This is a genomic window from Pseudomonas cannabina, from assembly GCF_900100365.1.
Taxonomy (GTDB): Bacteria; Pseudomonadota; Gammaproteobacteria; order Pseudomonadales; family Pseudomonadaceae; genus Aquipseudomonas; species Aquipseudomonas cannabina.
The window spans coordinates 4,334,084-4,348,296 of sequence record NZ_FNKU01000001.1 but is presented as its reverse complement, the minus strand read 5'-3'; the positions used below and the strand labels follow the sequence as shown (position 1 = coordinate 4,348,296).

At 59.7% G+C, this 14,213-nt stretch carries 12 protein-coding genes and 1 pseudogene; 3 read left to right on the top strand and 10 right to left on the bottom strand.

The window, feature by feature from the left end:
* Positions 1-118: 118 nt before the first annotated feature.
* Positions 119-769, top strand: a pseudogene (locus tag BLT55_RS20580) (ATP-binding protein); the annotation flags it as partial.
* A 70-nt stretch (positions 770-839) separates the two neighbouring features.
* Here BLT55_RS20580 and BLT55_RS20575 read toward each other — a convergent pair.
* Positions 840-2,147: a CitMHS family transporter gene (locus BLT55_RS20575; protein ID WP_054999530.1), complete on the bottom strand. Its 1,308-nt coding sequence runs from the start codon at positions 2,145-2,147 to the stop codon at positions 840-842.
* 299 nt (positions 2,148-2,446) lie between these two features.
* On the opposite strand from BLT55_RS20575, the gene BLT55_RS20570 reads away from it, so the two are divergent.
* The gene (locus BLT55_RS20570; RefSeq protein ID WP_054999531.1) at positions 2,447-2,848 is read left to right on the top strand and encodes a GFA family protein; all 402 of its coding nucleotides are present in this window, start codon (positions 2,447-2,449) and stop codon (positions 2,846-2,848) included.
* 177 nt (positions 2,849-3,025) lie between these two features.
* Here the strand turns inward: BLT55_RS20570 and BLT55_RS20565 are convergent, their stop codons facing one another.
* The 6 genes from BLT55_RS20565 to exbB all read right to left on the bottom strand — a co-directional run bounded on the left by BLT55_RS20565 (position 3,026) and on the right by exbB (position 9,747).
* Positions 3,026-4,423 carry an aminoacyl-tRNA deacylase and HDOD domain-containing protein gene (locus BLT55_RS20565; RefSeq protein WP_054999532.1) on the bottom strand — a complete coding sequence of 466 codons (1,398 nt, stop codon included), beginning with the start codon at positions 4,421-4,423 and terminating at the stop codon, positions 3,026-3,028.
* A gap of 86 nt (positions 4,424-4,509) precedes the next feature.
* Positions 4,510-6,585, bottom strand: a complete 2,076-nt coding sequence (recG, locus tag BLT55_RS20560) for an ATP-dependent DNA helicase RecG (RefSeq protein ID WP_007248284.1) — start codon at positions 6,583-6,585, stop codon at positions 4,510-4,512.
* 11 nt (positions 6,586-6,596) lie between these two features.
* Complete coding sequence (locus BLT55_RS20555; RefSeq protein ID WP_054999533.1) at positions 6,597-7,520, bottom strand: hydrogen peroxide-inducible genes activator; 924 nt, start codon at positions 7,518-7,520, stop codon at positions 6,597-6,599.
* A 92-nt stretch (positions 7,521-7,612) separates the two neighbouring features.
* Positions 7,613-8,362, bottom strand: a complete 750-nt coding sequence (locus tag BLT55_RS20550) for an energy transducer TonB (RefSeq protein ID WP_054999534.1) — start codon at positions 8,360-8,362, stop codon at positions 7,613-7,615.
* Positions 8,359-8,784 carry a TonB system transport protein ExbD gene (exbD, locus tag BLT55_RS20545; protein WP_007248288.1) on the bottom strand — a complete coding sequence of 142 codons (426 nt, stop codon included), beginning with the start codon at positions 8,782-8,784 and terminating at the stop codon, positions 8,359-8,361. The genes BLT55_RS20550 and exbD overlap by 4 nt, the downstream gene beginning before the upstream one ends.
* A gap of 3 nt (positions 8,785-8,787) precedes the next feature.
* The gene (gene exbB, locus BLT55_RS20540; RefSeq protein WP_054999535.1) at positions 8,788-9,747 is read right to left on the bottom strand and encodes a tonB-system energizer ExbB; all 960 of its coding nucleotides are present in this window, start codon (positions 9,745-9,747) and stop codon (positions 8,788-8,790) included.
* 209 nt (positions 9,748-9,956) lie between these two features.
* Between exbB and BLT55_RS20535 the strand changes: the two genes are divergently transcribed.
* Positions 9,957-10,805 (top strand): SDR family oxidoreductase, encoded by an 849-nt coding sequence (locus tag BLT55_RS20535; RefSeq protein WP_054999536.1) that lies wholly within the window; start codon positions 9,957-9,959, stop codon positions 10,803-10,805.
* 52 nt (positions 10,806-10,857) lie between these two features.
* Here BLT55_RS20535 and BLT55_RS20530 read toward each other — a convergent pair whose 3' ends face one another.
* The 3 genes from BLT55_RS20530 to spoT are packed head-to-tail and all read right to left on the bottom strand — an operon-like array spanning position 10,858 to position 14,161.
* Positions 10,858-11,595 carry a hypothetical protein gene (locus BLT55_RS20530; protein ID WP_054999537.1) on the bottom strand — a complete coding sequence of 246 codons (738 nt, stop codon included), beginning with the start codon at positions 11,593-11,595 and terminating at the stop codon, positions 10,858-10,860.
* 55 nt (positions 11,596-11,650) lie between these two features.
* Complete coding sequence (locus BLT55_RS20525; RefSeq protein ID WP_054999538.1) at positions 11,651-12,031, bottom strand: RidA family protein; 381 nt, start codon at positions 12,029-12,031, stop codon at positions 11,651-11,653.
* Between the two features lie 24 nt (positions 12,032-12,055).
* The gene (gene spoT, locus BLT55_RS20520) at positions 12,056-14,161 is read right to left on the bottom strand and encodes a bifunctional GTP diphosphokinase/guanosine-3',5'-bis pyrophosphate 3'-pyrophosphohydrolase (RefSeq protein WP_007248294.1); all 2,106 of its coding nucleotides are present in this window, start codon (positions 14,159-14,161) and stop codon (positions 12,056-12,058) included.
* Positions 14,162-14,213: the final 52 nt, after the last annotated feature.

Sequence of the window (14,213 nt, the reverse complement as noted above, 5' to 3'; positions counted from 1 at the left end):
TCATTTTTTATCTGGTCTCATTTATTACCGACATTCTTCTCAGTAATTTCAGAAGCGTTTTATGGCCAACAAAGGCCTCTAGCCTAGCCCTTTCTCAGTTATTTCGAAAGCCGACAGTGGCAGTCGTCCGCAACCCGGTGAAATTACCCTCGCCCACCACGGGGTTTTGTTTCTCGATGAGCTGCCAGAGTTTGATCGCCGCGTGCTGGAGGTGTTGCGAGAGCCGCTGGAATCCGGGCATATCGTGATTTCCCGGGCGCGGGATCGCGTGCGCTTTCCGGCGCGGTTTCAGCTGGTAGCGGCGATGAACCCGTGTCCCTGTGGCTATCTCGGCGAACCGACCGGACGCTGCCGTTGCTCCACCGAGCAGGTGCAGCGCTATCGCAACAAGCTATCAGGCCCGTTGCTGGACCGGATCGACCTGCACCTGACCGTCGCCCGTGAAGCCACCGCGCTCAACCCCGACCCTACCACCAGTGAAAACACCGCAAGTGCCGCAGCGGTGGTCGCGCAGGCTCGCGAACGTCAGCAACGCCGTCAGGGCTGCGCCAATGCGTTTCTTGACCTGCCAGGGCTTCATGAACACTGCGCGCTGTCGAGCACCGACGAAAGCTGGCTGGAAACTGCCTGCGAGCGTCTGACGCTGTCATTGCGTTCAGCGCATCGGCTGCTGAAGGTAGCCCGAACCCTGGCAGATCTTGAGCAGGCAGACGCAATCACTCGCAGCCATCTGGCCGAAGCATTGCAGTATCGGCCTTCAAGTAATTGAACACCCACAACGCAAAAACTCGCCGTCAACGTTCAAGTCGACGGCGAGCCTTGGTGACAGGTCGCGAGGCTTACATGCTGCTGTAGAACGGGAAGATGCCCATCAGCAGCGCGGCGACCAGGATGCACATGCAGACCAGAATCGCCCATTTCAGGGTGAAACGCTGGTGATCACCGAACTCGATACCGGCCAGAGCAACCAGCAGGTAGGTCGAAGGCACCAGCGGGCTGAGCAAGTGAACCGGTTGACCGACGATCGAAGCGCGAGCCATTTCCACCGGGCTGATGCCGTAGTGGGAGGCGGCTTCCGACAGCACCGGCAGTACGCCATAGTAGAACGCGTCGTTAGACATGAAGAAGGTGAACGGCATGCTGACCAGCGCCGTAATCACCGCGAGGTAGGGACCCAGCGCTTCCGGAATCACCGCCAGCAGGCTTTTCGACATCGCGTCGACCATGCCGGTGCCGGACAGGATTCCGGTGAAGATACCTGCAGCGAAGATCAGGCCGACCACCGCCAGCACGCTACCGGCGTGGGCCGAGACGCGGTCCTTTTGATCCTGCAGGTTCGGGTAGTTGATGATCATCGCGATACTGAACGCGATCATGAACAGCACCGGCAGTGGCAACAGGCCCATGATCAGGGCGACCATCAGCGCGAGGGTCAGCGCGCCGTTGAACCAGATCAGTTTTGGACGACGGGCATCAGGGAATTGCGAAACGCTGATCTCGCTGTGGTCAACGTCATCACCCTGCAAGTGCAGTTCGCCAAGACGAGCGCGCTCGCGTTTGCCGTAGAAGTAGGCAATTGCCAGAATCGCCACAACACCGGCCAGCATGGCCGGGATCATCGGAACGAAGATATCGGATGCATCGACATGCAGGGCGCTGGCCGCACGAGCCGTCGGGCCGCCCCATGGCGTCATGTTCATCACGCCGCCGGCCAGAATAATCACGCCGGCCATGATGCGCGGGCTCATGCCAACGCGGCTGTACAGCGGCAGCATGGCGGCCACGCAGATCATGTAGGTGGTCGCGCCGTCACCGTCGAGGGACACCACCAGCGCCAGTACGGCAGTGCCGACCGAAATGCGCATCGGGTCGCCTTTGACCATTTTCAGGATCTTGCGCACGGCCGGGTCGAACAGGCCGGAATCGATCATCAGCGCGAAGTACAGAATGGCGAACATCAGCATCACGCCGGTCGGCGCAAGCTTGGTGATACCGGCAAGCATCATCGGGCCGATCTGCGACGCGAAGCCGCCGAACAAAGCGAAGATGATCGGGACCAGAATCAAGGCGATCAGCGCGGTCAGGCGCTTGCTCATGATCAGGTACATGAACGCAATAACCATGGCAAAGCCAAGGAAAGTCAGCATGGGAATACTCCAGACGTAATACGGCTACAGAACGTTGAAATGAACGATTCAGCTCAGTAGGAGCGGTACGTGGAGGGGTTGCGCAAGGAGGGTACGGATTGAGAAATCAGCAAGCATCGGAATCACCATTATTGTTGTTAATTGGGCCTGAAACACCTCGGAATCCGTTCCTGGCCAACCGGTCTTTTTGCCGGAAGTGGGCTGATGCTAATGGCCCAAGCTTTCACCGACCTTTCAATCGGTGGTTATGAAATTTTTATTGTCACAAGGGTTATAGCCCATAACCAGGAGGCATGCCGATGAGCCAGAGCCATGCAGGAGGTTGCCATTGCGGCAGCCTTCGCTATCAGTTCGACGCCCCGTTGCGGGACATCGCGCACTGCCACTGCTCCATCTGCCGAAGGACATCGGGCGCAACCGTCATGACCTGGATCAGCGTGCCGCTGAATTCCTTTCGCTGGTTGACAGGCAGCCCGTCCACCTACGATTCCGCCTCGACCTGCGTCCGTTATTTCTGCGGCAACTGCGGGGCCCACATGGCGCTGTTCACCCGCAACAGCCCGGACGAGATAGACGTCACCATCGCAACGCTCGACCACCCCGAACAGGCAGCGCCGTCTCGCCATATCTGGATAGAAAACCGGCTGCCATGGCTGCATCTGGATGAGGATTTACCGGGGGATGAGGGTGAGCCTGGGTGAACTGGCCCTGTACAACGCAGCACATCGCAACATCACGGGTGGGAGTGACCGGGGCGGCGATCCACATGGCTCACGAAGAGGCTAGTGCGATGAAGATCCGTTACTTGAAACACAGACCGGGCGAGCAAGGCATATCACTACCCTTTTCGCCCCTGTTTCAAAGCGCTGAGCGGTCGATCACTGACCAAACTGCGAAGCCAGTTCGCGCAGCAGGACCTCGGCTTCCAGCACTTTTCTGACCGACTCATTGGCCTTTTCACGGGTCAGGCCCAGACGCTCGAAGAGTTCGTCAGGAATCTCTTGCTGAGGCCCGGAACCTACACCGTTGGCGCGTAGAAGGCGCACGGCGAGGAAGACCAGGTTGGCGTAAGCGTGATGTTCACCTGCATAGTCGGGGTCATGCTGGAAGCGCAGTGCAGTGGCGAGCTCGTCCGGCATGTCCCAGTAGCGCATCAGCCAGGCGCCGATCTGCTCGCGGCTGATGCCCAGCAGGTGATGCTCGATGTAGCTGTGATGCAGGTGCGGATTGACCTCAAGCTGGCGGCAGATCAACGAAAAGTGCGGCGGAAACACGTGCGCCAGCAGCAGATAGCCGAAGTTGTGCAGCAGGCCGGCAAGATAGGTCAAGCCGCCTTCCGGGCGCTTGGCACGCGGGATGGCACGGGTCAGGCCTTCGATCACTGCTGCGGTGTAGATCGACTGCTGCCAGTAAGGCGTGGTCTGTTGCGGTTGATCCTTGGGCAGGCTCAAGGTTTTGCCCAGTGCCAGGCCGAGTGCCAGATTGATCACCAGGTCGAAGCCCAGCACGCGCACGATCGCGTCTTCGACCGAACGAATCTTGCCGGTCGACGCGTAGTAAGGCGATGCTGCCCAGCTGACAACCTGCGCCGCCAGCGCTGGGTCGGTTTCGACCACGCCGGTGATGTCATCGATGGTTGCGTCCGGGTCGACCCGCAGCTTGATGATTTTCTGTGCGGTGCCTGCCAGCGGCGGAATTTCCAGCGTCGCTTCCAGACGCTGCTGGATACGGCGTGCCGTGAAAGCGTGCATGGCCTGGGTGATTTCTGCCGGATCATCATAGGGACGATCCAGGTTGGGATGAATCGCCGCCACGGACTGGCCGAAATGCGCGGCGCTGGCCTTGCTCAGCATGGACTTGAAATCGTCACTGCTGATTTCCAGCCACAAATCCGGCTCACCCGAGCCGACCAGCAGCAATGGCTCCTGCAACAAGCGTTCGTCATACAGGCACGGCGAGCTAGTCAATGCCGGGAGCCCCGGCAACGCTTGCAGGTGGTGCTTGGTCAGCATGCGCGTCAGCCGCTCATGCGGCACGGCGGTCAGTTGGCGGCCGGTCAGTTCGGTGATCCGGCTGAGGTCGAGCAGTTGGCTTTGCGGAAACAGAATCAGCAAGGCACCGACGGCGTCTTCGACCAGTACGGCCTGAACCTTGCGGGCAGGAGGCAGGTTTTTGTCGTCCAGGACTTCGTGATAGCTGATCGCCAACTTTTCCAGCAACTGCCGGATAACAGGCGGCGCGTGGTGCGAATCATTGACGTGGGCAACTTCTGTCATGGTCTTTGTCCAAATTCCTACATTGTTTGAAGTATAACCACGTTATTCATTTTGGGTCGCACGCGGTTTTCAAAGCGTAGCCTGCATCACACCTGGCCGTACTGCTGGCCATGACGCAGCCATCGATCCAATAGTGGGCTGACGTGTTGCGGCCAACGCTCAAGCAGAGCCTGTGCCGCATCGCGTACCGCCGGCAGCAGATCGGCGTCGCGCATCAGGTCAGCAACCTTGAATTGCAGCAGGCCCGTTTGCCGTGTGCCCAGCATTTCACCAGGTCCGCGCAATTCCAGATCTTTCTCGGCAATGACAAAACCGTCGTTGGTCTCGCGCATGATGCCCAACCGCTGGCGTCCGATCTGGGAAAGCGGCGGGTGATAAAGCAGTACGCAATGACTGACCGCACTGCCGCGCCCTACCCGGCCACGCAACTGGTGCAGTTGGGCCAAGCCGAGGCGTTCGGGGTTTTCGATGATCATCAGGCTGGAATTCGGCACGTCGACGCCAACTTCGATCACGGTAGTCGCCACCAGCAATTGCAGCGCACCCTGTTTGAATTCGGCCATGATTGCGGCTTTTTCAGCGGGCTTCATGCGTCCGTGGATCAGCCCGACGCGCACTTCACCCAGCGCACTGCTGAGTTCTTCATACGTTGTTTCGGCGGCTTTACAGGTCAGTTCCTCGGACTCCTCAATCAGAGTACAGACCCAGTACGCCTGACGACCCTCGGCACAGGCGGCACGCACGCGCTCGACGACTTCCAGACGACGGCTGTCGGCGACCAGCACGGTATTGACCGGCGTCCGGCCGGGCGGCAGTTCGTCGAGGATCGAGGTATCCAGATCGGCGTAGGCGCTCATGGCCAGCGTGCGCGGAATCGGCGTGGCGGTCATGATCAACTGGTGCGGGCACATCAAGCCGCCGACACCTTTTTTACGCAGCGCCAGACGCTGCTGAACCCCGAAACGGTGCTGCTCGTCGATGATCACCAGGGCCAGGTTCTTGAACTGCACTTCATCCTGAAACAACGCGTGTGTGCCGACCACCATCGGTGTACCGCTGGCAATCTGCTCCAGTGACGCAACCCGCGCTTTGCCCTTGAGCTTGCCCGCCAGCCAGGCTACACCGACGCCCAACGGTTCAAGCCAGCGTTGAAAATTGATGTAGTGCTGCTCGGCCAGAATTTCGGTAGGCGCCATCAGCGCCACCTGATAACCCGCTTCCAGCGCCTGCAAGGCGGCCAGCGCAGCGACCACCGTCTTGCCCGAGCCCACGTCGCCCTGAATCAGGCGCAGCATCGGCTCTGGCTGGCTGAGGTCGTAAGCCACTTCCTTGCCGACCCGTTGCTGAGCACCGGTCGGCGCAAAACCGAGGTTGGCGAGAAATTGCTTCGGCAGTTTCTTCGCCACCGGCAGTGCCGGGGCACGCTGCGAGCGCAGGCTTTCACGCAAGCGTTGCTGGGAAAGCTGATGAGTCAGCAGCTCTTCGAACGCCAGCCGGTGCTGGGCCCAGTGATGCCCAAGGGCCAACTCATCGACGTCAGCATCGGCGGGCGGATGATGCAGGTAGCGGATCGCATCATCCAGCGGTGCCAATTGATAATCGCGGGCCAGCTCTTCAGGCAGCCAGTCCGGCAGGCTTTTAGGGCCGAGCATTGCCAGACTCTGCTGGCACAGCTGGCGCAGACGCTGTTGAGTCAGGCCTTCGGTGGTGGGATAGATCGGCGTAAGCGTCTGCTCGACAGGCGCAGGCTCATCGCCGGTAATCGCCCGGTATTCCGGGTGATAGATTTCCAGACCGGACGCACCGGGACGAGCTTCGCCGAAGCAACGCAGGTGCGTGCCGCGCTTCATGCTTTCTTTCTGGGCATTGCTGAAGTGATAGAAACGCAAACTGACCACGCCGGTGCCGTCGCCCAGACGAACCAGCAGGCTGCGACGCTTGCCCATGACCACATCGGCGCCACTGACGACGCCTTCGATCACTGCATCCTGACCGGGACGCAACGCGCCGATAGGCACGATGCGGGTCCGGTCCTGATAACGCAACGGCAGATGGAACAGCACGTCCTGCAGGTTTTCCAGACCGACCCTGGCCAGCTTTTCTGCCATCGCCTCACCGACGCCTTTGAGCGCAGTGACCGAGACTTTGGAAAGCTCGCTCATTGTTTTTCTGCCTAGCTCGCTTCTGTTTTCGGACGAGCCACTGAGCACAGGCGTGCGGAGTCAGCGAGGATCTCGATGGCTTTCGGCCGCGGAAAGCTTGCACGCCAAGCGATGGCGACCGTACGGAACGGCACTGGCGGCGTCAGCGGGCGGACTTCGATCACGCCGGGAGCATAGTGATGACTGTCGACTGCCGACAGCGGCAGGATCGAAATGCCCAATCCCGAAGCGACCATGTGGCGAATGGTTTCCAGCGAGCTGGACTCGACCGTCGTGTGCTTCGCACCTTCGTTGCCTTTGCCCAGCGTCGGGCAGGCTTCCAGAACCTGATCACGGAAGCAGTGGCCTTCGCCCAGCAACAGCAGGCTTTTGTCGTTCAGCGCAGCAGCGTCGATGGTCTCTTTCTGAGTCCACGGGTGACCAGCCGGCATAAGCACGGAAAACGGCTCATCGTAAAGCGGCAGAGTCAGTACGTCCGCTTCGTGGAACGGCAAGGCAATGATCACTGCGTCCAGCTCGCCATTACGCAGCTTGTCGCGCAATACGTGAGTGAAGTTTTCTTCGATGTACAACGGCATCTGCGGGGCGACCCGGTGCAGTTGCGGGATCAAGTGCGGAAACAGATAAGGACCGACGGTGTAGATCGCGCCGACTTTCAGCGGCGCGGTCAGCTGATTCTTGCCAGCCTGGGCCAGTTCGCGAATGCCCTGAGCCTGCTCCAGCACCTTCTGGGCCTGGGCCACGATCCCTTCGCCTACCGGTGTCAGGCGCACAGCGCTTTTGCTGCGCTCGAAAATCAGCACACCGAGTTCGTCTTCGAGTTTCTTGACACCCACCGACAACGTTGGCTGGCTGACGTGGCAGCGCTCGGCAGCGTGGCCAAAGTGTTGCTCTTGGGCGAGCGTAACGATGTAGCGCAATTCTGTAAGGGTCATAACGTGCGTCCATGAAGTTGCGGCCCCAGCATAGCGGGTGCAATCGATAGACGCACGTTATCAGAAGCACTGATGCGTAACAAAAGTGCGATTCAGCGTTTATCCAGCGAATAAACGAACGGCGCGAGGATTTCTATGGTGCCGTTGTTGAGAATTTCCTTGGGCGGCTTGGGCAGCGGCTGAGCGCGACGAATCATTTCCATGGTTGCCCGATCCAGCGCCGGGCTGCCTGACGTATTGGCAATCGAGTAAGACAGCACGTTGCCATCAGCGTCGACCACGAAGCGCAGGCGGGCCACACCTTGCATGCCGCGACGGCGCGCATCCTCAGGGTATTTCTTGTACTTGCCGAGATGGCTCAACAAATCGCCCTGCCAGTTTGGCAATGCATTACTGGGTGGCGAAGGCGCAGGAGCTGGCGGCGTCGGTGCAGTCGACTTCTCTGGCTTGGCCGTCGTCGGCGGTGTATCGACCGGCTTCTCAGCAGCAGGCTTTTCCTGAGGCGGCTCAGGCTTTTTCTGCGGCTTTGGCGGCTGAGGCTTGGGTTTGGGCTTTTCGACCTTTTTGGGCACCACGATTTCCGGCTTTGGCGCCTCAACGACTTCCGGCATCGGCGCCTGCTCTTCCGGTGCAGGCGGCTGTGGTGGCTGAACGACCTGAGGAGGTGGCGGCGGTGCAGGCTCTGGCAACGGCGCAAGCTCGACCATCATGGCAGCCGGTGGCAACTCGATCGCCTGAGAGGCGGGCCACCGAAGGGCAACAATGATCGCAATCGCGTGCACGGCCAGCACCAACAACAGACTACCGCTATAGCGCGTCAGTTTTTGGCGCGTACTGATCATTTCTTACCAGCCGTCTCAAGACCCACCAGACCGACCTTCAGGTAACCCGCACCCCGAAGCGTGTTCATGACTTCCATCAGATCACCGTAATCCACGCCCTTGTCGGCCTGGAAGAAGATCGTGGTGTCCTTCTTGCCCTTGGTGCGGGCATCCAGGATCTGACCGATCTGCTCGCGCGCAACCTTCTCGTCGCCCAGATACAGGCTCTTGTCAGTCTTGACGCTGAGGAAAACCGGCTTTTCAGGCCTGGGCTGCGGTTTCGCCGTGGAGGCTGGCAGGTCGACCTTTATATCAACGGTTGCCAGCGGCGCAGCCACCATGAAAATGATCAACAGCACCAACATGACGTCGATGAACGGCGTCACATTGATTTCGTGGTTCTCGGCGAGATCGTCGCCGCCTTCGTTAAGATGCAGGCCCACGTATTAGCCCACCTTGACCATGTGCGGTTGTTGTTGATTGCGCTCGGTCGGCTCTGGCAGGTGATCCAGATCACGACTGACCAACAACAGAACATGCGCTGAAGCGTCAGAAACCTGAGCCTTGTAACCGGCGATGGAGCGGGCGAAGACGTTGTAGATCACTACCGCCGGAATCGCGGCCACCAGACCGAGTGCGGTTGCCAGCAAGGCTTCGGCGATACCTGGCGCAACCACAGCGAGGTTGGTGGTCTGGGTTTTGGCGATGCCGATGAAGCTGTTCATGATGCCCCACACCGTACCGAACAGGCCGACGAAGGGCGCAGTCGAACCGATGGTCGCCAACACGCCGGTGCCCATGCTCATGTTACGGCCGCAAGCCGCCACTAGACGCTCGAGACGGAAGCTGACCCGCTCCTTGATGCCTTCACGCTCACGACTGTTTGCCGAGAGACGCATCTCTTCAAGGGCGTCGTGCACCAGCAGGTGGGCCAGCGTGCCTTCCTTGCTGGCGCTGGCGCTGGCTTCGTTGAGGGAGCGGGCTTTCTTCAGATTGACGATCTCGCCACGCAAACGGCGCTTGGCCCCCAGCAGCTCGAAGCCCTTGGAGATCCAGATGGTCCACGTGATGACCGAAGCGATGGCGAGGCCGATCATGACGGCTTTGACGACCACGTCGGCGTTCTGGTACATGCCCCATGGCGACAGGTCATGCGCCATGCCCAGGCTGTTGTCCTCGGCTACCGGCTCGAGCGCCTGCGCAGGCGCCGCGTCAGGTGCAGCGACATCGGTTGCAACTGGCGCAGTCGCTGCCGGAGCAGTGACAGGTGCAGACGTTGGTGCTGCTTGATCCGCAAGTGCCATCGGCGCGAGCATCAGGCCCAAGACTAGGGCCGCGATACCGCGCCATGCGCGAGGCAAGCGAGGTAGCTTGGTTGGCGAAGCGATTGATTGATCGCGTGTCATGCTGGCCGGACCTGAGAGAGAAATAGGGGATGGTTCCAGACGTCGCGTGGTGCTTTCGACGTTCACAGGGAACAAATGGGCTGCCATTATTGCAAATCGTTCTTGTTAACAAAAGCAATGTGGTAGCTTTTTTACATATTCACGTCAATGATCGTGCTTTTACGAAGCGTTTTAAGGTGCTGATGCCACCTTCATCTTGGAGATTTCGAATGACTGCGCCCTCCCTTCTGATCGCCGGTTGCGGCGATATCGGCTCTCGGCTCGCCATCCGGCTGATGTCGGATGGCTGGGCTGTGCATGGGCTGCGACGTACGGTTTCAGAGCTCCCGGACGGGGTGATCGGTGTCGAAGGCGATCTGTTCAGGGCTGAAAAGCCTGAGCAATGGCCGACTGCGCCGCTCGACTATGTGGTGTATTGCGCCACGCCTTCCCAGCGTGACGAAGCGGGCTATCGTATGGCCTATGTCGAAGGGCTGAGAAATGTTCTGGGCTGGCTGGAGCAGTCCGGGCAGCGGCCAAAACGGGTGATCTTCGTCTCCAGCAGCGGCGTCTATGGTCAGCAGAATGGCGAATGGGTCGATGAGAACTCGACCACCGAGCCTGGCAGCTACACCGGCACAGTCATGCTGGAAGCCGAGCAGCTGGCGCTGAACAGCGGGCTGCCTGCTACCGCCGCGAGACTGACGGGCATCTACGGTCCTGGCCGCAGCGACTTGTCGAATCGAGTGCGTCAGGGGCACAGCGTGAGGATCGATCCGCCGGTCTATGCCAATCGTATTCATGCCGATGATGCAGCCAGCCTGCTGGCGCATCTGCTGCAAGCGGACCACCGCGGCGTGGCACTGGAAAGCTGCTATCTGGGCGTCGACGACGATCCTGCCGCGCTGGCCGATGTGGTGGCGTGGATACGTGAATACCTGGGCGTGACCGAATGGTCGGAAGACGTCAGCGTGCAGCGCGTCGGCAGCAAACGCTGTAGCAATGCGAGGGCCCGAGCGCTGGGATGGGCACCGATGTACCCGGATTACCGCGCTGGCTATGCGGCCTTGCTGGGCTAAAAAGAACGCGTATCAGGAGCGCCTGAAACGGCACTCCTGATTCATCAAGCGATTACTGCTGCTCCAGCAACCAGCGACGTGGGCCAGGACGCAATTCAGGCATCTGGTCCGCGCCGGCATTGTTCACTGCCTGGAAAATTTCCAGTTGTTTGCCTTTGCGGGCGAAGATCCACGGATTGCCTTTCTCGGCCTTTTCCAGCCACATACTGTCGTATTCGCCACTCATGGCCGCACAATCACCGGCCAGGCAGAGCGCGAAACGATCATTTTCCGGAAGCCCCTGCACACTGCCATCGGGCATGAATTGCACGGTGCTGCCTTGGCCGTCACCTTCGACGATCGTCCACTTGCCGCCCATGTAGGCGCCGTACAAGGCTTGCTCGAAGCTGCTGCCTGGCTGCGCGCCTTCGGGTGCCGGCTTCTCAGGCTTCTGGAAGTGCTGTTCCGGACCTGACTCGCTGGCGGCCTGAACCAGTTCGTCGCCCTTCACGCTCAGGTCTTCGAAGAAGTTACCGTAGAAATCGATGTGCAGCTTGCCTTCGGCAGCACTGACGATTTTGCCTTCGCCCAGCTCGAAACCATTGGAATAAATGGCCTGATTAGCCTTGGTGTTGACCTTCCACTCAAGGTTGGGGCCATTGGCGAGCAGTGCCTGACGCAGGTTGCCTTGCTTGACGGCAGCATCGATGGCGGTCTGGTTGATCCAGGTGCCGTCCGGATTGCGGTCGGCGTGGCTGGCGCAGCCGCCCAGAATAACGGCGAGCAGCGAGATGACGAGCGCAGAGCGCATAACGGATTCCTTCCTTCAGGGAAAACGGAGCGCAAGGCACGCTCCGTCGGGGGAGTTATTCGATGACGAGAATCGCGTCCATTTCGACCTGGGCACCACGCGGCAATGCAGCAACGCCGATAGCGGCGCGAGCCGGGTAAGGCTGCGAGAAATAAGTGCCCATGATTTCGTTGACCTTGGCAAAGTGAGACAGGTCAGTCAGAAAGATGTTCAGCTTGACGATGTCCTTGAAAGAACCACCCGCGGCCTCGGCAACCGACTTCAGGTTGTCAAAAACCTGAATGATCTGCGCTTCAATGCCTTCAACCAGCTCCATGGTGGCTGGGTCCAGCGGAATCTGTCCGGACATGTAGACGGTGTTGCCAGCTCTGATCGCCTGAGAGTAAGGGCCAATGGCCACTGGGGCTTTTTCGCTGGTGATGACAGTCTTGGTCATGAAAACTCCTTATTATTGAATTGGTTACGCGCGCATCCGGGTAATACGAGTGACCCCGGCAAGGGCGCGCAATTTCCTGATCACGCGGGCCAGGTGCACACGGTCGTGCACGCTGACCACCAGTTGAACCACGCTGATGCGACCATCGCGCTCGTCCATGCTGATTTTTTCGATATTGCCATCGGCCGCGTTGACACTGCTGGCCAGCAAGGCGATCAGGCCGCGCTGATGCTCCAGTTCGACACGCAATTCGACGTTGAATTCGCCGGTAACGTCCTTGGCCCACGAGAGCTGGATGCATTTTTCCGGGTTGTGACGAATTTCGCTGATGTTGCGGCAGTTATCCAGGTGCACGACCATGCCTTTGCCAGCAGACAGGTGACCGACAATCGGGTCGCCCGGTATCGGCGTGCAGCATTTGGCGTAACTGAGTACCAGGCCTTCGGTGCCGCGAATGGCCAGCGGACCCTCCGGACTTGGCAACTGATCGCCCTCGCCCAACAAACGACGGGCGACGACATAGGCCATGCGATTGCCCAGGCCGATGTCTTCAAGCAGGTCTTCCAGCACTTCGACCCGGTATTCGGTCAGCACCAACTGGATACGCTCCTCGGACACCTTGTCCAGGCTGCATTCGAAACCGTTGAGCACCTTGTTCAGCAGGCGCTCGCCAAGGTTGATCGACTCGGAGCGGCGTTGCAGCTTGAGCGCGTGACGAATGTGCGTACGGGCCTTGCCGGTGACGACAAAGTTCAGCCATGCAGGGTTCGGACGTGCGCCGGGAGCGCTGACAATCTCGACCGTGGAGCCGCTTTGCAGCGGTTCGGACAGCGGGGCCAGTCGACGGTTGATCCGGCAGGCAATGCAGCTGTTGCCGACATCGGTATGTACCGCGTAGGCGAAGTCTACGGCGGTGGAGCCTTTGGGCAGCTCCATGATCCGGCCTTTCGGCGTGAACACGTAGACCTCGTCCGGAAACAGGTCGATCTTGACGCTTTCGATGAATTCCAGCGAGTTGCCCGCGCGCTGCTGCATCTCCAGCACGCCCTTGACCCACTGCCGAGCGCGAGCATGAGTACCCTTGGGCTGCTCGTCGTCGCTGGACTTGTACAGCCAGTGCGCGGCAATCCCGTTATTGGCCATTTCTTCCATTTCACGGGTGCGAATCTGGATTTCGATAGGTACGCCGTGCATACCGAACAGCGTGGTGTGCAGCGACTGGTAGCCGTTGGCCTTTGGAATCGCGATGTAATCCTTGAAGCGGCCGGGCAATGGCTTGTACAAATTGTGTACAGCACCCAGCACGCGATAGCAGGTATCGACCTTGTCGACGATGATACGGAACGCGTAAACGTCCATGATCTCGTTGAAGGCCCGGCGCTTGCCGCGCATCTTTTTGTAAATACCGTAAAGATGTTTCTGCCGCCCGCTGACATCGCCTTCGATACCGTCGACTGCCAGGCAATGGCTCAGGGACTCTTCGATCTTGTTGACCAGCTCCTTGCGATTGCCCCTGGCGCGCTTGACCGCCTGGTTGATTCGCGAGGAGCGCATCGGGTACATGGCCTTGAAGCCAAGGTCTTCGAATTCGATACGCACGTTGTGCATGCCCAGCCGGTTGGCGATGGGCGCGTAGATTTCGAGGGTTTCCTTGGCGATGCGGCGACGCTTCTCGCCGGACAGAACCTCCAGCGTGCGCATGTTGTGCAGCCGGTCGGCGAGCTTGACCAGAATCACGCGAATATCGCGCGCCATGGCCATGGCCATCTTCTGGAAGTTTTCCGCCTGAGCTTCGGCTTTGGTCTCGAAATTCATCTGGGTCAGTTTGCTGACCCCGTCAACCAGTTCCGCGACGGTTTCACCAAATTGCGCACTGAGCGCTTCCTTGGCAATACCGGTGTCTTCGATGACGTCATGCAGCATCGCAGCCATCAGGCTCTGATGGTCCATGTGCATGTCAGCAAGAATATTGGCCACCGCGAGCGGGTGGGTGACATAGGCTTCGCCGCTGCGACGGCGCTGGCCGTCGTGGGCTTGTTCGGCATAGAAATACGCTCGGCGGACCAGATTGACCTGGTCTTTGCCGAGGTAGGCCGACAGTCTGTCGGCGAGGGCGTCTATGCTCGGCAAGGCGCTACCCCCTGCCAATGGCTTTTACCCTGCGCCGTACCGCGTCGACCCG